The sequence below is a fragment of the Virgibacillus ndiopensis genome, from assembly GCF_900187325.1.
Lineage (GTDB): Bacteria > Bacillota > Bacilli > Bacillales > Amphibacillaceae > Virgibacillus_E > Virgibacillus_E ndiopensis.
Genome location: NZ_FZMZ01000003.1, coordinates 1 through 19,021, shown reverse-complemented (window position 1 = coordinate 19,021; position 19,021 = coordinate 1). Strand labels below are relative to the sequence as shown.

The following is a 19,021-nucleotide window of genomic DNA, read 5'->3' as shown; positions in this document are numbered from 1 at the left end:
TAATACGCAAAATAAGCTATAAGCTTTTGGTTCATGCGAATAAATTTTCAAGGAAAAAAGGAGTAGACTATTAAGGTGACTACATTTTATGATTTAGGTGTTTCTCAACCTATAATGAAAGCTTTAGAAAAGATGGGTTTTGAGGAAGCGACACCGATTCAAGCACAGACAATTCCACTTGCTATGCAAGGGAAAGATGTAATAGGACAAGCACAAACTGGAACTGGGAAAACCGCTGCATTTGGTATCCCAATGATCGAAAAGATTGATAAAACTGTCCGCAAAATTCAAGGGCTAGTTGTTGCCCCTACACGTGAACTAGCAATTCAGGTTGCAGAAGAAATAAATCGTTTAGGTAAATTTAAGGGATTACGTACATTGCCAGTTTATGGTGGGCAGCATATGGAAAGACAAATTCGTGCATTAAAGGATGGTCCACATATTGTCGTGGCAACGCCAGGTCGCTTACTTGACCATATGCGAAGAAAAACAATTCGTATAGATAATGTACAGACTGCTGTATTAGATGAAGCCGATGAAATGTTAAATATGGGTTTTATTGACGACATTCGCGACATACTAAAAGGAATTCCAGAAGAAAGACAAACATTGTTATTTTCAGCAACAATGCCTAAAGAAATTCGTGAAATCGCAAATACCTTGATGAAAAGCCCAGATGAAATCAAAGTTAAAGCGAAAGAAATGACTGTTGAAAATATTGATCAATACTTTGTGGAAGTTCCGGAAAAGTATAAGTTTGATACGTTAAATAATCATTTGGATATTCACGCGCCGGCGTTGGCAATTATTTTTGCAAGAACTAAAAAACGTGTGGATGAAATAACAGAAGGATTACAAGTTCGCGGCTTTCGTGCAGAAGGTATACATGGAGACCTTACACAAGGTAAACGTATGTCTGTATTAAATAAATTTAAAAATGGACGCGTAGAAGTGCTAGTTGCAACAGATGTTGCGGCCCGTGGTCTAGACATTTCAGGTGTAACGCATGTATACAACTTTGATATCCCTCAAGATCCAGAAAGCTATGTACACCGAATTGGTCGTACAGGCCGTGCAGGACGTACTGGAGAAGCTATATCATTTATTACGCCTAGAGAAATTGCACACTTACATTTGATTGAAAAAGTAACAAAAAGTAAAATGAAACGTCTTATGCCACCAACAAATCAAGAAGCACAGCGTGGCCAGCAACAAGTAACGGTTGATAAAATTATAAAGACAATTGAAATGAAAGATTTAAATTCATATCATCAAACTGCAAGCGAATTGCTTCAAGAAAATGATTCAGTTACTATTATCGCTGCTGCGCTTAAGCTATTAACGAAAGAACGAAGAAACACACCTGTTCAAATTTCTTCTGTACAGCCAATTAGTGTGAAAAAGGCTAAAAGTAGCAAAGATAATAATCGTCGTGGTGGCAATAAGCGAAATTATTATGGTAAAGGAAAAGGACGTGGTGGCCAAGGTGGACGTTCTCAAGGTGGACGAAATCAAGGCGGTCGCAATCGAAAAGGTAATTTTCAAAAACGCAGAAATCGCGACTAATATAAACAACAAAAGCTCCTAAGCCGCACAGGAGCTTTTTTTATTTGGATTATATAATGAGAGTTATATCCACAATAGGAACATTAAGAGTCAGGAAACCTTTCCAATAGTAAGATCGTATGACATGATAGTGGTAAACGGTTCATCGAATGGAGGGGTATATATGAGACAACCGCCAAAAAATACAATTGCTGAAGATGCTGTGAAGGCATGGAAAATTTCCGAAGCAATTTTTATGGGCATCATATGGTTAATTGTTATTGCTGGCTTCATTATTTCTTTACTACTTGATTTTTCGCTTTGGTATGCTGGTGCAGCAATAATAATATGTGGTATAAGTACATATTTGTTTGTGTTTATGGTTCCAAAGATTCGCTTTAGAAGGTGGAGATATGAGGTATTTGATCAGGAAATTTATATTCAACATGGAATCTTTATTGTATCACGCACCCTGGTGCCAATGATCAGAGTACAACATGTTGATACAAAGCAAGGACCGATTTTAAAAAAGTTCCAGCTTGCTAGTGTTACCATTTCAACAGCTGCAACTACACATGAAGTCCCTGCTTTATATGAAGAAGACGCGTCTCAGCTACGGGATAAAATATCAGCTCTAGCAAGGGTGGATGAAGAAGATGTTTGAGGAAAAGCGACTTCATCCAACAGTGATTTTTTTCAATTTTATAAAGGCATTAAAAGAAGCTATATTTCCGATTGGTGCCGGATTCTTTGCTTTTAAAGATGATACTTTTATTTATTTTGTCCTAGTTACGGCAGTATTTTTAATAGGTTTAATTATATTTAGTATTCTGTCATGGTATCGTTATACTTATCGAATTGAAGATGGAGAACTAAGAATTGAATATGGCGTTTTTGTTCGAAAGAAGCGTTATATTCCAAAAAACCGTGTTCAATCGATTGATTTAACAGAAGGGGTTATTCATCGCCTGTTTAAGCTTGTAAGCGTAAAAATTGAAACTGCAAGTAGCGGAACCGGGGCTGAGGGATCCCTAAAAGCAGTAAAATTAAGCGAAGGCGTAAAGCTTAGAGAAGAATTAAAAGAAATTTCGAAACAAGAATCAATGTCTGTTGAAGAAACAAAAGAAGAAATAAGCAAGCCCACATCCAAGCTAGCGCTTAAACAGTTATTTTTAGCTGGAACAACATCTGGTAGTGTAGGTATTATTTTCGCTATAATCGCGTTATTTTTTTCGGAAATGGAGCAATTTATTCCGGATGACTTTTACGATAGTACGTATCAAATGATTATAAAACTAAGTATTACGGTCATTATCGTACTTGCTGTCGCTATACTATTACTGATATGGCTACTTGGAATTGCGGGTACAATGATAAAATACGGGAATTTTACGATTACAAGAAACAATGGTGAACTCTTTATAACGAGAGGATTACTTGAGAAAAAACAGCTTACCATTCCGCTAAAACGAATTCAGGCAATTGGGATTGATGAAAGCATTATAAGACAACCTCTTGGATATGCAACCCTATACGCAGAGGTGGCGGGGGGCTCCTTAGAAAAGGGGGAAGACTTTTCTTCCGTACTTTTCCCAATTATAAAAACTACTGAGATAGATGCGTTTTTGCAAAAGTTTCTTCCAGAGTACGTATCAAATAGAGATGAATTAATCGAGTTACCAAAACAAGCGAAGAAATTTTATTTTTTACGATCAATGTATCTATTTATCTTTCTAATAGCGGGTGTAGTATATTGGTTGCTACAGTTTAGCTGGGTTCCACTTTTACTGTTAATTGCCAGTATGTACCTTGGATATTTACGATTCCAGGATGGTGGATTTCGCCTTGATGATGAACAATTAACTATTCGATATCGACGGTTTAACCGTAAGACGGTTGTCGTTTTTCACAAAAGGGTGCAAGCTTTTGAGAAAAATCAGCATTGGGTTCAAAGAGGTCAAAAACTTGCAACACCTAAATTATCGATTGTTTCCGATTTAGGTGGTAGACATTATAAATTAAAAGATATTGATGATGAGGATGTAAACCGTTTGGCAGTTTGGTATTCTTATCGATAAAAAGGAGCCTAGTAAAATCAAGTTTGACACGTACTTGATTCTCTAGGCTCCTTTTATAATATTCTACTCATAAGACCCAACAGTACAAGAATTCCTAATACAATCCATATTATTGTCTTGCCTAGACCTCTGGGTAATATACGTCTCTTTTTCCAGCGATTCGGGTTGAATTGAACTGTACTGCCATCTCGTCTGTTCGGTTGATTACGCCAGGGAGAAAATGGCTTTACACGTGATAATAGTAATCGTGCCAGTGCAAAACCTCCGATAAATCCGAAAATATGTGCGTAAATGTTTATACCGGGACGTAAGAATGTCATAATTAGGCCGATAATTGAAATAACTAATACAATTTGCGCATTGGCTTGATCAATTAAATCTTTTCTAAACAATACCATATAAACATAGATTCCAAATAAACCAAATATAGCACCAGATGCACCGATATGGGAATAAAAGGCGGTTGGTTCAATAAGATAGGTTGCAAGGTTGCCAACGATCCCCGCTGCAAAATAGGCTATGAGGAACTTGGCTTTTCCTAGCATTTGTTCTAATGCAGGACCGAATAATACGAGAGAAAATGAATTGAATAGTGCATGCATAAAATCACCATGCAGAATAATCGGTGTCACTAATCGCCAATATTCCCCATTATGAATGCCTAAATTATATCCTGCACCCCACTGAAAAAACTGTAGACCGATTGGTAATTGCAAAAAGTTTATTAAAAACCATAACACTAGATGAATAATCACAAGGGTGGACACAATAGGGTAAAAACGAATGAAATCTTTGATACTTTTTTCCGTACGAATGAACATAGTTATTCCCCTCTATATAAAATTGTTATTATTAGTGTAATCAGTATTATTTCATAGTATGACCATTATTAGAGTACTAAAAAACGGAAAGGTAATACAATAATAAGCTTATTAAAAAATAATAGTAATATTCCAGAGAAAGGTTGTTTATACAAATGATACAGGGAATAGGAATAGATTTAATTGAATTGAATCGCATACAAAAAAATATAAACCATAATGAGCAGCGATTTATAGATCGAATTTTAACTGTTAATGAACGAGAAGTATACAATAGTTTAACCGGTGAGATGCGGAAGGTAGAATTTCTTGCAGGAAGGTTTGCTGCTAAAGAAGCATATGCCAAGGCTATAGGAACTGGAATTGGAAAGCTGAGCTTCCAACATATTGAAATTTTACCGAATGATCTAGGTGCCCCAATGATGATGGTGCAAAGTTCTACTGAATATAAAATTTTTATTTCCATCACACATAGTAAGGAATATGCCGTAGCTCAAGTCGTGATAGAAGATAAATAACTAATAGGGTATTTTGCATATTTGCTAAGGTTGTCTCATATATTTTAGTGCGGGTAGGAGGGAACAAGCATGTAGTTTCACCACAAGGATATGTATGATTTTAGACCGTAACAGTGTGTATGAAAACCGGTATGGAAGGGATAACATTTTAGATGTAAAAGCAAGGGGGGAAGAATGTGAAGTAGTAAAAACGGTACTAGCCATACTTAAAAGCATACTATGTTTGCGTATGCATGCCTGTTTAGAAAGGTATTCGAGCGGTCAATTGTGCATTTAATGGTAGTGATGGTGGAGGTTCCCTTTGTCCTAGTTTAAGGAATTTTGTACGTGAGCAAGTGGATAATTTTAATCCGCTTTTTAGTTCGGGCGTTTAGCGTCTGTTCTTTAGTTCCGGAAATGAGACAAGGGAGATATGTCCATGAAAAAAACATTTGGTATCTGGATAGCAGTTGTCTTTTGCCTGATCCTATTACTAGCTGCCTGTGGTGAGAAATCCCAGGAAGATGTTGTGAAAAAATTAGAAGATAAGCTAGAAAATATGAACGGGTATAAGGCAGAGGCAGAAATGAAAATGAACACTGGACCAGAAAGTCTGAAATACCAGCTTGATATTTGGCATAAGAAAAAAGACTTTTACCGGGTAGCATTAAAAAATAACCAGGATGAAAAAGGGAGTCAAATTATATTAAAAAATGAAGACGGTGTTTTTGTTTTGACTCCTGCACTAAATAAAAGCTTTAAGTTCCAGCGAGACTGGCCAGAAAAAACAAGTCAGCCGTATTTGTTCCAGTCACTTGTGCAAGATATTGTAAAGGATAAAGATGCAGAATTTGAAGTAAGTGATTCAGCCTATATTTTCCGAACTAAAACAAATTATCAAAGTAATAATAATTTGCCATATCAAGAAATTCATATTGACAAAAAGTCATATACACCAAAATTAGTTAAAGTATTAGATAAAGACAAAAATGCGCTTGTTGAAGTGAAGTTTAAAAACTTTGATACAAATTCTAGTTTTAAAGATGATGATTTTGCTTTAGAGAAAAATATGACAACCGGCACAGCAGAAACAACTGCATCGACTAATGAAAACATGGGTGCGTTTACAGTGGTGCTTCCAACTGAAACATCGGGTAGTGAAATAACCGAGAAGAAGCAGATAGACTTGGAAAATGGACAACGCGTCGTTATGACCTTTGAAGGTGAGAAGAATTTTACATTAATTGAAGAGAAGCAAGAAGTAGTACCAACTCTCTCCTCTCCACAAGAGGTAAATGGAGAAATTGTGAACCTTGGACATACAATTGGTGCAATTTCTGATAATTCCATTGAATGGAGCAGCAATGGAATGGATTTTTATTTAGCAAGTAAAGACTTAACAAAAGAAGAATTAATCGAAGTTGCGAAATCTGTTCAAGGAAAAGCAGTGAAATAAATTGTGGCTTTCCAAGCAGACTCTTAAGGAGAGGGGGTCTGCTTTTTATTTATTCATTGGCTGAAATACGTTGATTGATAGGGTATAATCTTAACAAATGAAGCAAAAACTACCATCAAGTAAATTTTTTTAACGATAAATTGCATAATATTTATATCCTAAAATAAATATATATACCACAGTGAAGTTAATTTAAAACGAGAAAAACAAGATATTTATTAAAAAATTTCTTTCCAAGCCTTTGCAAAGCGTAGTTTACAATGATATGATAAAAGATGAATTTTATATCGGTCGTTCAACAGTTGGCGGAGGTGTATGGTTTTGTCAGAGAGCATACAGGAAATCTTAGTAAGGTTACCAAAAAACCTGTTAAATGAGGTGGATGGATTAATGAAGTATGAAAATACAGATTTGAGTGACTTCATATGTCAAGCAACGAGAAACTATTTAGAATCTAAAAAAGATGAGCATATCCAACAATTTCGTGAATCGATGCAAAAGGGATACACGGAAATGGCTAGAATTAATCTAACTATCGCTTCGGAGGCTTTTCAAGCTGAAGAGGAGGCAGAAAAAAACACCTTAGAGCGCTCTGTGATCGGGGTGTAATAATTTGATCGTTCAAAGAGGCGAAGTATATTTCGCTGACCTTTCCCCTGTGGTTGGATCAGAGCAGGGGGGCATACGCCCGGTGCTGATCTTACAGAATGATATTGGAAATCGATTTAGTCCTACCGTGATTGTTGCAGCTATTACTGCTCAGATTCAAAAGGCGAAACTCCCAACTCATGTGGAGATTAACGCAAAACGCTATGGATTTGATCGTAATTCAGTCATATTGTTAGAACAAATTAGAACGTTAGATAAGCAAAGGCTGACAGATAAAATTACAAAGTTAGACAATGAAATGATGGATAAAATTGATCATGCATTAGAAATAAGTCTTGGACTTAAAGAAATGTACGGACAATAAGCAAACCCCTTGTTATTTACAGCGAACGGGGGTTTTTTTATGTTCAATTTTTTATCCTGCCGTAATAGTTAGTACAATGTTCCCCTCTAATGTAATCATATTTTATGGTATAATAAGGCAAGAATAAATTCGCGCAATATTCGATACCATATGACAATAATAATAAATTTTATATATTTTGGGGGCTAAACAATGGATGGGAAATTCAAAAAAATAGTAATAGATAATAGCGATACAATTGTACATATGTGGCTAGATGAAATTGATTCATTAAAGGATGGAAATTACACTTCATCCATTACTGATGAACTTTTTGAAAATACAAATAGAGAATTTGTTAATGTTATTTTTTCAAGCATTCAAAAGCAAGGTATTTCTATTTCATTAGAGGAGTTTTCTGAGAAGCTAATAAATTTGGGTTGGCCGCTCAGTTATATTACGGATGGTCTTCAGGTTTTTAGAAGAGTAACAGTTGATTATATCCTCAGTCAGTCTGAACAAGTTGATTCAACCTACATTTCTGATGTTCTAAGAAGTGTTGATTTATGGGTGGAACCTATTATTCGTCAACTGGTTAATGAGTATTCAGGAAGCTGGGAGCATATCGTATCATTACAAAGAGTAGCGCTACAAGAGTTATCTGCACCTCTTATCCCAGTGATGGATAGTATTACGATAATGCCTTTAATTGGGACAATTGATACAGAACGTGCGAAGTTGATTATGGAGAATTTACTTGAAGGTGTAATCAGACATAATGCTGAGGTAGTTCTAATTGATATTACAGGTGTTCCTGTTGTTGACACGATGGTTGCTCATCATATCATCCAAGCAGCAGAGGCTGTTCGATTGGTTGGATCAACTTGCATTCTCGTAGGTATTCGACCCGAGATTGCACAAACTATTGTAAATTTAGGTATTGATCTTGGGAAATTCCCAACAAAAAGCTCGCTTCGAAAAGGATTTACAGCGGCATTGGAAATTACGAATCGAAAAATAGTTGATTTAGAAGGAAAAGAGGAAAGCATCGAGAAAATGTTAGATTCATTAAATGGGGAGTGAAAACGATGAGAATACCTATCTTGAAATTACACAATTACTTACTTATTTCTATTCAAACAGAAATAGATGATAATACTGCTATACAATTCCAAGAAGATTTATTAAGTAAAATTCATCAAAGCGGTTCATCCGGAGTAGTGATCGACTTAACATCCGTAGAAATTATAGATTCCTTTATTGCAAAGGTTTTGGGCGATGTTGTTACTATGTCAGATCTCATGGGGGCGAAGGTAGTATTAACAGGCATCCAACCAGCAGTTGCCATGACATTAATTGATTTGGGAATTCATCTGAAAAATGTACCAACTGCGTTAGATCTAGAACAAGGCCTAATTAAACTACATCAGGAATTGGGGGAATAGATATGGGTCTCCAATCCTGCATTAACATCAACAAAGAATGGGATATCGTCGGAGCACGGCAAATGGGGCGTGATATAGCAAAAAAAATTGGTTTTGGCACTGTTGACCAGGCACGTATTGCAACTGCTATATCAGAACTAGCTCGTAACATTTATTTATATGCTGAAACAGGGCAAATCTGTTTTGAAGTAATTGACACTATTAATCAAAAAGGGATAAGCATGATAGCGGTTGATTCAGGACCCGGAATCAGAGATATTAGCCAAGTTATGGAAGATGGCTACTCAACGTCTGGTGGCCTAGGAGCTGGACTTCCTGGTGTGAAACGACTAATGGATGAATTTGATATTAAATCAGAAGAAGGAAAAGGTACAGAAGTTAGATCGATAAAATATGTAAGATAGAACTACTATTTTTTTATTGACCAATTTTAATAGTTAGATAGAAGGGGCTGTCTGTTACGTAAAGGTTCATATTGACGGACTGCCTTTAATGAATAGTTATAAACAATAATAAATCAACTCCATAATAAGGGGAATGTCAATGGATGTCGTAAATTTAGATGCAGCTAATTATAAAGATTTGTTAAAACGTTATATTGATACACGTGATGAACAATCTTTATATGGTGCTGAACAGATCAGTAAATCATTTATAAAAAATAATGTTCCGCCTGAGGAAATTGTGAATCTGCACATACAGGCATTAGCAGAGTTGTATCCTAACTTATCTGAAAAAACAGGACATTCCATGAATTTTCTTTTAGAAACAATGATTTCGTATGGTATGGCACATCAAGAATATCAAACACTAAGAGAAAAACAGTTGGAATTAAAAACAGAGATATCTGTGGCCGCAGGAATGCAAGAAACTTTACTTGCGACTACAAAACCAAAAATAGAGGGCTTAGATATTGGTGTAGTAAGCGTACCTGCCCATCAAATGAATGGAGATTATCATCACTTTATTAAAGGTCGTGATGGATCACTTGGAGTTGCCATAGCCGATGTCGTTGGTAAAGGAGTACCTGCAGCATTATGTATGTCAATGATTAAATATTCGATGGATAGTTTTCCGGAAGAATCAATGAGTCCAAAGGCTATATTGGAAAATTTAAATCGGGTTGTCGAACGTAATGTTGATCCAAGCATGTTTATAACAATGTTTTATGCACAATATATGCCGTCTGAACACAAACTACGCTATTCCTCCGCCGGTCATGAACCTGGATTTTATTACCACAAAAAAGAAGATGCTTTTAAAGAAATTGAGGCAAATGGACTTGTCTTAGGAGTTTCATCAGAATCTAATTACGAACGTTATGAACGATATGTAGAAAAAGGTGATATGGTCATTTTATTGACCGATGGTGTAACGGAGTGTAGAGATGGAGATCGCTTTATAGAGAGTGAAGAAGTACTAGAGGTAATTAAAAGCTATGCACATTTACCCGTCCAGAAAATTGTCGATCACGTCTATAAACACTTTGAACGATTGCAAAATTTTCAATTACGGGATGATTTTACACTAATAATTTTGCGTAGAGAAGTTTAACATTTTTCGAAGCAGGGTATATAAATTTCATAATAGTATTTTGAAAATGCAATGTTTACTATAGATGGATACGTTCGTAGATTTCGAATAATGGAGGATGGTTAGATGGATTTAGCAATCGAGGTTAAGGAAGAAAATAAAAAGTCGAAAGTTATTCTAACAGGTGAAATTGACGCGTATACAGCACCGCAATTAAAGGATGTCTTACTACCATTGACAAAGATAGAAGCTCAAATCGTTGAGGTTGATCTTGAAGATGTTAATTACATGGATAGTACAGGTCTAGGAATTTTTATTAGTGCTTTGAAATCATCAAAAGAAAATAATAGCCAGTTAAAATTAATCAATTTACAGGATCGTGTTTATCGTTTGTTCAAAATTACAGGACTAAATGAAATTATAGATATTAATGCTGCGATAAAAGGTGGAAGTGAGTAATGGAAACATTTGACTTTATCGAAATGAAGGTTCCCGCAAAAGCGGAATATGTTGGTGTAATTCGGTTAAGTATTTCCGGGGTTGCAAATAGAATGGGGTTTTCTTATGAAGAAATTGAAGATTTAAAAGTTGCCATCTCTGAAGCGATTACAAATGCAGTTACGCATGCTTACAAAGATGAAGATGAGGGTGAAGTTACAATTGGATTTGGGGTATATGATAATCGTCTTGAAATAATGGTGGCAGATCATGGTGGAAGCTTTGATTTGAATGAAGTCAAAGGAGGAATCGGTCCTTATAACCATACAGAATCCGTTGAAAATCTTCGAGAAGGGGGCTTCGGACTTTTCTTAATTAATACCTTGATGGACAAGGTAGAGATTAACAATAACCATGGTGTTATTGTTTTAATGACGAAGTACCTTCAAGAAACCGAGGTGGACTTTGATGACGACCAAATCTCAACCACACAATAAGGGAAGAGACGAGGTTTACCAATGGATAGAACATTTACAAAGCGATCCGACTGATGAAGTAATACAAGAGAAAATTGTACTTACCTACAAAGACCTTGTAGAATCAATTGCTAGGAAATATTCAAAGAATAGCAGTATTCATGAGGATTTGGTTCAAGTTGGTATGATAGGCTTGCTGGCGGCGATCAGACGTTATGACGCGACATACGGTAAATCTTTTGAATCCTTTGCGATACCAACAATAATTGGTGAAATAAAACGTTTTATCCGTGATAAAACATGGAGTGTCCATGTACCACGACGTATTAAAGAATTAGGGCCGAAAATAAAAAAAGCTGTCGATGAATTGACCACATCCAATCAAAAGTCACCTACTGTAATGGAAATTGCTGCATATCTAGAAGTTTCTGAGGAAGATGTATTGGAAACAATGGAGATGGGTAAAAGCTATAAAGCACTTTCTGTTGATCGGAAAATTGAAGCTGACTCTGACGGAAGTACAGTAGCTATATTGGATCTTGTTGGGAAGGAAGAAAACGGCTATGAAAATATTGATCAAAAAATGCTATTAGAGAAGATTATGCCAATCCTTTCTGAACGGGAACAACAAATTCTGCAACATACCTATTTTGACAACAGAAGCCAAAAGGAGACCGGGGAATTATTAGGTATTTCACAAATGCATGTTTCCAGATTGCAGCGTCGTGCACTAAGGAAGCTACGTGAAACAATTCAATCCGAGAGCGCGGAGGTTTTGGATTGAAAATGGAAAACGTTCAGGTAGCTGTTTACCAAAAGGCTAAAAAAGGAAATTATCATTGTGGTGATAGCTACTTTTATTCAGAAACCGAAAATGAATTTATCTGCGCTTTAGCAGATGGATTAGGCAGTGGAGAATTTGCAAAAGAATCGTCTCAAATAGTGGTTGATATAATAAAAGATAATGTAAACGTATCGGTCGAACAGTTAATAAAAAAGAGTAACGAAAAACTTATTGGGAAACGCGGTGTTGTATTAGGGATTTTAAAGATAAACTATCAATCCAATCGTTATTCATTTTCCTCAATTGGAAATATTGGTGTAATGACAATAACGGCGGATGGGAATAAGAAACGCAATATTCCTAATGTAGGATATCTAGCAGGTTATCATCGACCGTTTAAAATAGTTACTGAAAAAATAGAGCCTAATATGAATTTCATCATGTTTTCAGATGGCGTATTAGATTCAGATTTGTCACAGAAGTATTTTTTAAATAAAGAGGTAAATGAAATCACAAAAACCTTTGAACAAGTGAACAGTGAACCAAGAAATGATGATACAACATTAATTGCAATAAGATACGTAGGGTAAGGAGGCTGACATGACGATGTCGGCCTCCTTACATTATGGTCTTATTGGGAAAACATCGATTACTTTGGTAAACTGAATATGTATGTAAAGGAGGCAACAACCGTGGCAGTAGAATTAGAACAAAATCTAACTGGGTGGGTAGCAAAAGAAACCCAGGTAAAAACAAGTATTGTGAAGACAGTTATTGGATTAATGGACGAGGGAAATACAGTACCATTTATTGCCCGATATAGAAAGGAACAAACAGGAGGACTTGATGAAGTACAAATCAAGTTGATCCAGGATAAATGGCATTATGCTGTTAATTTAGCAGAACGCAAACAAGAAGTTATTCGTTTAATTGATGAACAAGGTAAATTAACGGAGGAACTTGAAAAAGAAATTACAGATGCAACACAATTGCAACGGGTAGAGGACTTATATCGTCCATACAAGCAAAAACGTAGAACAAAAGCAACGATTGCCAAAGAAAAAGGATTGGAACCTTTGGCTGAACTAGTATGGAATCAAGAAGCTATTAACATCTCTACTGAATCAGAGAAATATTTTTCTGAAGAGCATGAATTACATACGATGGAAGATGTTCTAAGTGGTGTAAATGATATAATTGCTGAATGGATTTCTGATGACCCTGAGTATCGTGACTATATTCGGGAAGAAACCTTTAAACGTGGAACGGTTCATTCTAATGTAAAAACTGCTGAACTAGACGAAAAAGCCGTTTACGAGATGTATTATGATTACAATGAGGCTGTAAGGTCAATGGTATCTCATCGTATCCTTGCTCTAAACCGTGGGGAAAAGGAAGATATATTGAAGGTTTCCATCGAACCACCAATGGAGCGGATTGTTCAATTTTTAAAGAAAAAAATTCTTAAATCAAATACCGAACAAAGTTTAGTAGATATATTAGATGCGGCTATTGAGGATAGTTATAAACGCTTGATTCAGCCTTCAATTGAACGTGAAATACGTAATAGTTTAACGGAAAAAGCAGAAGAACAAGCAATTGATGTTTTCTCGAAGAACCTGAAAAATTTATTGCTACAACCACCTTTGAAAGGAAAAACAGTATTAGGTGTCGATCCTGCTTTCAGAACGGGATGTAAACTCGCTGTTGTTGATGAAACAGGTAAAGTACATTCTGTAAGTGTGATGTATCCTACTGCACCTAAGCACGATACAGCTGGTGCAGAAAAGATAGTTATGGAATTCATAAATACGTATAAAGTGGAGTTAATCGCGATTGGAAATGGTACAGCTTCGCGTGAATCAGAACGATTTATTGCTGATCTGATTTCAAAGCATAAGTTGGATGTGCCTTATATTATTGTTAATGAAGCGGGTGCTAGTGTTTACTCTGCATCTAAATTAGCACGTGAGGAATTCCCGGATTTACAAGTTGAAGAAAGAAGTGCTGCTTCTATTGCTAGGCGTGTACAAGATCCTCTAGCCGAACTCGTGAAAATTGATCCAAAATCAATTGGTGTTGGACAATATCAGCATGATGTTAGTCAAAAAGCATTAAATGAATCGTTATCATTTGTAGTCGAGACAGCTGTTAACCAAGTTGGTGTAAATGTTAATACAGCGTCATCTTCCTTACTACAATATGTCTCGGGATTAAGTAAAACAGTAGCGAACAATATTGTAAACAAGCGTAATGAAGAAGGTAAATTTACGAATCGCAAGCAATTGAAAAAAATACCAAGACTAGGTGCAAAAACGTATGAGCAAAGTATAGGATTTTTACGAATTGTTGATGGTGAACATCCATTGGATCGTACCCCGATTCATCCAGAGAGTTACGCACAAGTAGCGGAGCTTTTAAAAATGCTTGGCTGCGAATTAAATGATATCGGTTCAGATGTTTTACAGGAAAAATTAAAGACGTTAGATAAAAAAGAAATTGCAGAAAAGCTTGATATTGGTGAACCAACACTAATTGACATTATGAGTGCATTAAGTCGTCCTGAACGGGATCCACGTGACGATTTACCAAAACCATTGTTAAAACAAAACGTTCTTACAATGGAAGACCTACAACCTGGAATGGAAATGCAGGGTACTGTAAGAAATGTAGTGGACTTCGGTGTCTTTGTGGATATCGGTGTAAAACAGGATGGCCTCGTTCATATTTCAAAAATGTCCAATCAGTTTGTTAAGCATCCTATGGATATTGCAGCTGTTGGGGATGTGGTAACTGTTTGGGTAGAGCAAATTGATACAACAAAAGGCAGGATTGCTTTATCGATGGTTAAAAGTGAAAAGTAAAGTAAAGGCTGGTTATCTTTTAAGATAGCTGGTCTTTTTTTATGAAGGTTGTTTTTTCAAATGCTACATCTTATCTAATAGTTGAAACAAACTACGATCGTAATTCGCCGCTTCCAATTGCTACGGAAATACACTACGCGCACCAAGGGCTCTCCAGTCTCCAAGGATGCGCAAAGTGTTAACAGGCTGCGTGGCAGAAAGCTACAAAAAATGTGAAATCAACACGCCGCTTATATCGCATTTTCTATAACTACCAATAAACTATGTGAAAAGTGCTTTTATAAAAAAAGAATAGTGCGGATTCGCACTATTCTTTAGTATTGTTAATTATTCTATTTTACGCTTTCAGGAACAGCTAAGCCTAAACCTTGAGCAATTCTTTCGCCCCATTCAGGATCTGCTTTATAGAAATGTTCAATTTGGCGTAGTTTGATTTCATCACTTTCAACTGGCTTCATATGATTAACAAAGTTTTCGATAAGACGGTCTCTCTCATCTACACTCATTAATCTGTAAAGGTCACCTGGTTGAGTATAGTGATCTTCACTATCGTATGCAACACTGTCGGCCACACCATGAACTTCGAAAGGATTTCCTTTTGAAGTGATATCCTCAGCCGGTCCATTTAAGCTATTCGGTTCATAAACTGGAGTGTTTCCGCCATTTCCGTCTACACGCATAGCACCATCTCGTTGATAGTTCTTTACCTCATTGACTGGGCGGTTAATTGGTATTTGTTGATTGTTAGCACCAAGACGATAACGGTGTGCATCACCATAACTAAATATACGACCTTGAAGCATTTTGTCTGGAGAAGCTTCAATCCCTGGAACAAGATTACCTGGTGTGAACGCAGATTGCTCAACTTCTGCAAAATAGTTCTCAGGATTACGGTTTAGTACCATACGACCAACCTCGATACGTGGGTAGTCTTTTTGTGATACTGTTTTTGTAACATCGAATAAATCCCATTTATACGTTTTATAATCTTCATATGGTATGATTTGAACATACAATTTCCATGCAGGGAAATCACCTTGATCAATTGCATTATAAAGATCTTCTGTATGATAATCAGGATTTTCTCCTGCAAGTTTATCTGCTAAATCAACGTCAAGACCTTTCACACCTTGTTCACTAATGAAGTGATATTTCACCCAGAAGGCTTCTCCTTGGTCATTAACCCATTTATATGTGTGACTACCATACCCATTCATATGACGAAGTGTTGCTGGCAGTCCGCGATCACCATGCAAATAAGTAATTTGATGCAATGATTCCGGTGATAGTGACCAGAAATCCCAAACCATGTTTACATCTTTTAAATGTGTTTGTGGATGACGTTTTTGTGTATGAATGAAGTCAGGGAACTTGATTGCGTCACGAATGAAGAAAATTGGTGTATTGTTACCAACTAGATCATAGTTTCCTTCTTCTGTATAAAATTTCACTGCGAATCCACGTGGGTCGCGAACAGTGTCAGCAGAGCCAAGCTCACCTGCAACTGTTGAAAAGCGAATAAACATATCTGTTCGCTTGCCAGCTTCGCTTAGAAAATCAGCTTTAGTATATTTAGAAATTTCGTCATTTGTTACTTCGAAGTAACCATGTGCACCTGCACCTTTTGCGTGAACAACACGCTCTGGAATGCGTTCTCTATTAAAATGAGCTAGCTTTTCTAGTAAATGAAAATCTTGAATTAATACCGGTCCATTAGAACCTGCAGTTACTGAATTTTGATTATCTCCAACTGGAATCCCGGATGCAGTAGTAAGTCTGTTTTTATTATTACTCAATGTAAATCCCCTCTCCTTATTTAAATTAAATCTCTCAACTCCAATTATAATATAATCTAATTAAAAATCAATATTTAATTATAATAACTTTAATTAATGGAGTTTTAGAACAAAAGCATCTATGTTTTTAATATGCTAGAATAAAAGAAATTATTACCGATAAGGATGTTTCAAATGAATCTCTTAAATGATACAGAGCTGTTTAATTTAGTTAATCATCTTTCAATAGAATACTTTGATAAACCATTTATCCACGATGTGAAATTTAACACGCGTTTACGAACAACTGGCGGTCGTTATGTTCCTGCGAAGAAGAGGATAGAATTAAACCCTAAGTATATAAAGGAGATGGAAGAAGAATTTATTGGAATCATAAAACACGAGCTTTGCCATTATCACCTTCATATAGAGGGGAAAGGATTTAAACATAGTGATGTTGAGTTTAAAACATTATTAAAAGCAACAGGTTCACCGAGACATTGTAAACCTCTTCCTTCTTCTAAAAGGGAATATAAACATTTATATAAATGTAAGGAATGTGGTCATATTTATAGACGGATGAGAAGAATTGATGTCAGAAAGTATAGATGTGGGAAATGCAGGGGAAAATTAGTTGCGGAAAGAAAATAACTTCATATAAAATAGATGTAGTTAAAAAATTGCCCTTGGTAGCAAAAAAACTATTAATATCCATTGACGAATGATTGCTTCCATGTTAAATTAAATAAGCCCTTTAAAAAGAGGTTGGACATAGCAAATATAATTTATTATTTTTGTTGAAAAGTAATTGACAATGGACTGGAAATATTGTATTATATTTTTCGTCGCGATAATAATATTGATACTTAACTGTAACTTATTGTTTACTTAGATTATTCCACAGTAGCTCAGTGGTAGAGCTATCGGCTGTTAACCGATCGGTCGTAGGTTCGAATCCTACCTGTGGAGCCATATGGAGAAGTACTCAAGTGGCTGAAGAGGCGCCCCTGCTAAGGGTGTAGGTCGTGTAAGCGGCGCGAGGGTTCAAATCCCTCCTTCTCCGCCATTTTAATGGCCCGTTGGTCAAGCGGTTAAGACACCGCCCTTTCACGGCGGTAACACGGGTTCGAATCCCGTACGGGTCATCTTTTATAATAAATGAATGATACGGTTGGGTCCGGTAGTTCAGTTGGTTAGAATGCCTGCCTGTCACGCAGGAGGTCGCGGGTTCGAGTCCCGTCCGGACCGCCATTAGTTGGGCTATAGCCAAGCGGTAAGGCAGCGGGTTTTGATCCCGTCATTCCCAGGTTCGAATCCTGGTAGCCCAGCCATTTTTATTTATAAGGAAGAATTTATTATACTGACAAAGCTCGTTATTCGATGGGCGCAACTAATAGATCAGTTATAACATCATGAGCCATTAGCTCAGTCGGTAGAGCATCTGACTTTTAATCAGAGGGTCGAAGGTTCGAATCCTTCATGGCTCATCACATTTGAACATTAAATCTGCTGTGAGTAACCACGGCATTTTATTTTTGCCAAGCTTACGCGGTCGTGGCGGAATGGCAGACGCGCTAGGTTGAGGGCCTAGTGGGGGCGACCCCGTGGAGGTTCAAGTCCTCTCGACCGCATCGAAAATGATACTTGCAATAAATGTTTGTATGTGTTACATTAGAATATGTCGCTTCTGAGGCGCCCGTAGCTCAATTGGATAGAGCGTTTGACTACGGATCAAGAGGTTAGGGGTTCGACTCCTCTCGGGCGCGCCATATTATCGGGAAGTAGCTCAGCTTGGTAGAGCACATGGTTTGGGACCATGGGGTCGCAGGTTCAAATCCTGTCTTCCCGACCAGCGAAGTTGCTAAGATAAGTATTTTTATAGATCATGCGGGTGTAGTTTAGTGGTAAAACCTCAGCCTTCCAAGCTGATGATGTGAGTTCGATTCTCATCACCCGCTCCATTATAATTTATTATGTTGGGCCTGTAGCTCAGCTGGTTAGAGCGCACGCCTGATAAGCGTGAGGTCGGTGGTTCGAGTCCACTCAGGCCCATTTTGCTCCTTGAAAACTGAACAAAACAACCAGTATGTCAAGAAAAACATGAACTGTTTTTCGAATAAAACAGGTTAAAAGATAACGATAGATTTTATCTGTTATGTATCTTTTAAACCCTGATTTCAATTTAGCTAAGACTAACAATAAGATTGACGTAAGTCATCTTATTTCAAACTTTTTTGGAGAGTTTGATCTTGGCTCAGGACGAACGCTGGCGGCGTGCCTAATACATGCAAGTCGAGCGCGGGAAGCAAACTCTGCCCTTCGGGGCGTGAGTTTGTGGAACGAGCGGCGGACGGGTG

The 19,021-nt window shown here is 36.8% G+C and carries 19 protein-coding genes, 11 tRNA genes and 1 rRNA gene; 29 read left to right on the top strand and 2 right to left on the bottom strand.

Translation table 11 applies throughout. The features are described from left to right. Positions 1-75 precede the first annotated feature (75 nt). The 3 genes from cshA (at position 76) to CS937_RS00160 (ending at position 3,623) form a co-directional block, all read left to right on the top strand. Positions 76-1,566, top strand: coding sequence for a degradosome RNA helicase CshA (cshA, locus tag CS937_RS00170; RefSeq protein WP_099156480.1), 1,491 nt, complete (start codon positions 76-78; stop codon positions 1,564-1,566). Between the two features lie 163 nt (positions 1,567-1,729). Continuing rightward, positions 1,730-2,209 (top strand): PH domain-containing protein, encoded by a 480-nt coding sequence (locus tag CS937_RS00165; protein WP_099156479.1) that lies wholly within the window; start codon positions 1,730-1,732, stop codon positions 2,207-2,209. After that, positions 2,202-3,623 (top strand): PH domain-containing protein, encoded by a 1,422-nt coding sequence (locus tag CS937_RS00160; RefSeq protein WP_099156478.1) that lies wholly within the window; start codon positions 2,202-2,204, stop codon positions 3,621-3,623. Before CS937_RS00165 ends, CS937_RS00160 begins: the two co-directional genes overlap by 8 nt. A gap of 53 nt (positions 3,624-3,676) precedes the next feature. Here the strand turns inward: CS937_RS00160 and CS937_RS00155 are convergent, their stop codons facing one another. Continuing rightward, the gene (locus CS937_RS00155) at positions 3,677-4,444 is read right to left on the bottom strand and encodes a rhomboid family intramembrane serine protease (protein WP_099156477.1); all 768 of its coding nucleotides are present in this window, start codon (positions 4,442-4,444) and stop codon (positions 3,677-3,679) included. Between the two features lie 155 nt (positions 4,445-4,599). Here CS937_RS00155 and acpS point away from each other — a divergent pair, with 155 nt between their 5' ends. The 13 genes from acpS (at position 4,600) to CS937_RS00090 (ending at position 14,889) form a co-directional block, all read left to right on the top strand. Next, complete coding sequence (gene acpS / locus CS937_RS00150) at positions 4,600-4,962, top strand: holo-ACP synthase (protein WP_099156476.1); 363 nt, start codon at positions 4,600-4,602, stop codon at positions 4,960-4,962. A gap of 418 nt (positions 4,963-5,380) precedes the next feature. Continuing rightward, a complete protein-coding gene (locus CS937_RS00145; protein ID WP_099156475.1) occupies positions 5,381-6,397 on the top strand; it encodes a LolA family protein in 1,017 nt (338 codons plus the stop codon). Between the two features lie 321 nt (positions 6,398-6,718). Then, positions 6,719-7,006: a CopG family ribbon-helix-helix protein gene (locus CS937_RS00140; protein ID WP_099156474.1), complete on the top strand. Its 288-nt coding sequence runs from the start codon at positions 6,719-6,721 to the stop codon at positions 7,004-7,006. Positions 7,007-7,010: 4 nt separating this feature from the next. Next, entirely contained in the window at positions 7,011-7,370 is a 360-nt protein-coding gene (locus tag CS937_RS00135; RefSeq protein WP_099156473.1) for a type II toxin-antitoxin system PemK/MazF family toxin, read from the top strand. A 192-nt stretch (positions 7,371-7,562) separates the two neighbouring features. Then, the gene (locus CS937_RS00130) at positions 7,563-8,432 is read left to right on the top strand and encodes an RsbT co-antagonist protein RsbRA (RefSeq protein WP_099156472.1); all 870 of its coding nucleotides are present in this window, start codon (positions 7,563-7,565) and stop codon (positions 8,430-8,432) included. A 5-nt stretch (positions 8,433-8,437) separates the two neighbouring features. Further along, a complete protein-coding gene (locus CS937_RS00125; protein WP_099156471.1) occupies positions 8,438-8,794 on the top strand; it encodes an STAS domain-containing protein in 357 nt (118 codons plus the stop codon). Between the two features lie 2 nt (positions 8,795-8,796). Continuing rightward, a complete protein-coding gene (locus CS937_RS00120; protein WP_099156470.1) occupies positions 8,797-9,198 on the top strand; it encodes an anti-sigma regulatory factor in 402 nt (133 codons plus the stop codon). Between the two features lie 139 nt (positions 9,199-9,337). Beyond that, positions 9,338-10,348 carry a PP2C family protein-serine/threonine phosphatase gene (locus tag CS937_RS00115; RefSeq protein WP_099156469.1) on the top strand — a complete coding sequence of 337 codons (1,011 nt, stop codon included), beginning with the start codon at positions 9,338-9,340 and terminating at the stop codon, positions 10,346-10,348. Positions 10,349-10,453: 105 nt separating this feature from the next. Then, the gene (locus CS937_RS00110) at positions 10,454-10,786 is read left to right on the top strand and encodes an STAS domain-containing protein (RefSeq protein ID WP_099156468.1); all 333 of its coding nucleotides are present in this window, start codon (positions 10,454-10,456) and stop codon (positions 10,784-10,786) included. After that, the gene (gene rsbW, locus CS937_RS00105; protein WP_099156467.1) at positions 10,786-11,262 is read left to right on the top strand and encodes an anti-sigma B factor RsbW; all 477 of its coding nucleotides are present in this window, start codon (positions 10,786-10,788) and stop codon (positions 11,260-11,262) included. Before CS937_RS00110 ends, rsbW begins: the two co-directional genes overlap by 1 nt. Further along, entirely contained in the window at positions 11,234-12,025 is a 792-nt protein-coding gene (gene sigB / locus CS937_RS00100) for an RNA polymerase sigma factor SigB (protein WP_099156466.1), read from the top strand. Before rsbW ends, sigB begins: the two co-directional genes overlap by 29 nt. Positions 12,026-12,027: 2 nt before the next feature. Further along, positions 12,028-12,615, top strand: a complete 588-nt coding sequence (locus CS937_RS00095) for a SpoIIE family protein phosphatase (protein WP_099156826.1) — start codon at positions 12,028-12,030, stop codon at positions 12,613-12,615. Between the two features lie 78 nt (positions 12,616-12,693). Further along, positions 12,694-14,889, top strand: a complete 2,196-nt coding sequence (locus tag CS937_RS00090; RefSeq protein ID WP_099156465.1) for a Tex family protein — start codon at positions 12,694-12,696, stop codon at positions 14,887-14,889. Positions 14,890-15,221: 332 nt separating this feature from the next. Here the strand turns inward: CS937_RS00090 and CS937_RS00085 are convergent, their stop codons facing one another. Beyond that, positions 15,222-16,685 carry a catalase gene (locus CS937_RS00085; protein ID WP_099156464.1) on the bottom strand — a complete coding sequence of 488 codons (1,464 nt, stop codon included), beginning with the start codon at positions 16,683-16,685 and terminating at the stop codon, positions 15,222-15,224. A 174-nt stretch (positions 16,686-16,859) separates the two neighbouring features. Between CS937_RS00085 and CS937_RS00080 the strand changes: the two genes are divergently transcribed. From CS937_RS00080 to CS937_RS00020, 13 genes are all read left to right on the top strand, one after another. After that, positions 16,860-17,315, top strand: a complete 456-nt coding sequence (locus CS937_RS00080; protein ID WP_099156463.1) for a SprT family protein — start codon at positions 16,860-16,862, stop codon at positions 17,313-17,315. A gap of 246 nt (positions 17,316-17,561) precedes the next feature. After that, positions 17,562-17,636: transfer RNA gene (locus CS937_RS00075), tRNA-Asn, on the top strand. A 3-nt stretch (positions 17,637-17,639) separates the two neighbouring features. Next, a tRNA-Ser gene (locus CS937_RS00070) sits at positions 17,640-17,730 on the top strand. Positions 17,731-17,737: 7 nt separating this feature from the next. Continuing rightward, positions 17,738-17,809: transfer RNA gene (locus CS937_RS00065), tRNA-Glu, on the top strand. 29 nt (positions 17,810-17,838) lie between these two features. Beyond that, positions 17,839-17,915, top strand: a tRNA-Asp gene (locus CS937_RS00060). Positions 17,916-17,920: 5 nt separating this feature from the next. Further along, positions 17,921-17,995: transfer RNA gene (locus CS937_RS00055), tRNA-Gln, on the top strand. Between the two features lie 83 nt (positions 17,996-18,078). After that, positions 18,079-18,151, top strand: a tRNA-Lys gene (locus CS937_RS00050). 61 nt (positions 18,152-18,212) lie between these two features. Next, positions 18,213-18,295: transfer RNA gene (locus CS937_RS00045), tRNA-Leu, on the top strand. A gap of 61 nt (positions 18,296-18,356) precedes the next feature. Next, positions 18,357-18,433, top strand: a tRNA-Arg gene (locus CS937_RS00040). Positions 18,434-18,439: 6 nt separating this feature from the next. Further along, positions 18,440-18,516 (top strand) — tRNA-Pro (locus CS937_RS00035). A 35-nt stretch (positions 18,517-18,551) separates the two neighbouring features. Then, positions 18,552-18,625: transfer RNA gene (locus CS937_RS00030), tRNA-Gly, on the top strand. Between the two features lie 17 nt (positions 18,626-18,642). After that, positions 18,643-18,716, top strand: a tRNA-Ile gene (locus CS937_RS00025). A 179-nt stretch (positions 18,717-18,895) separates the two neighbouring features. Continuing rightward, a 16S ribosomal RNA gene (locus CS937_RS00020) occupies positions 18,896-19,021 on the top strand; the annotation flags it as partial.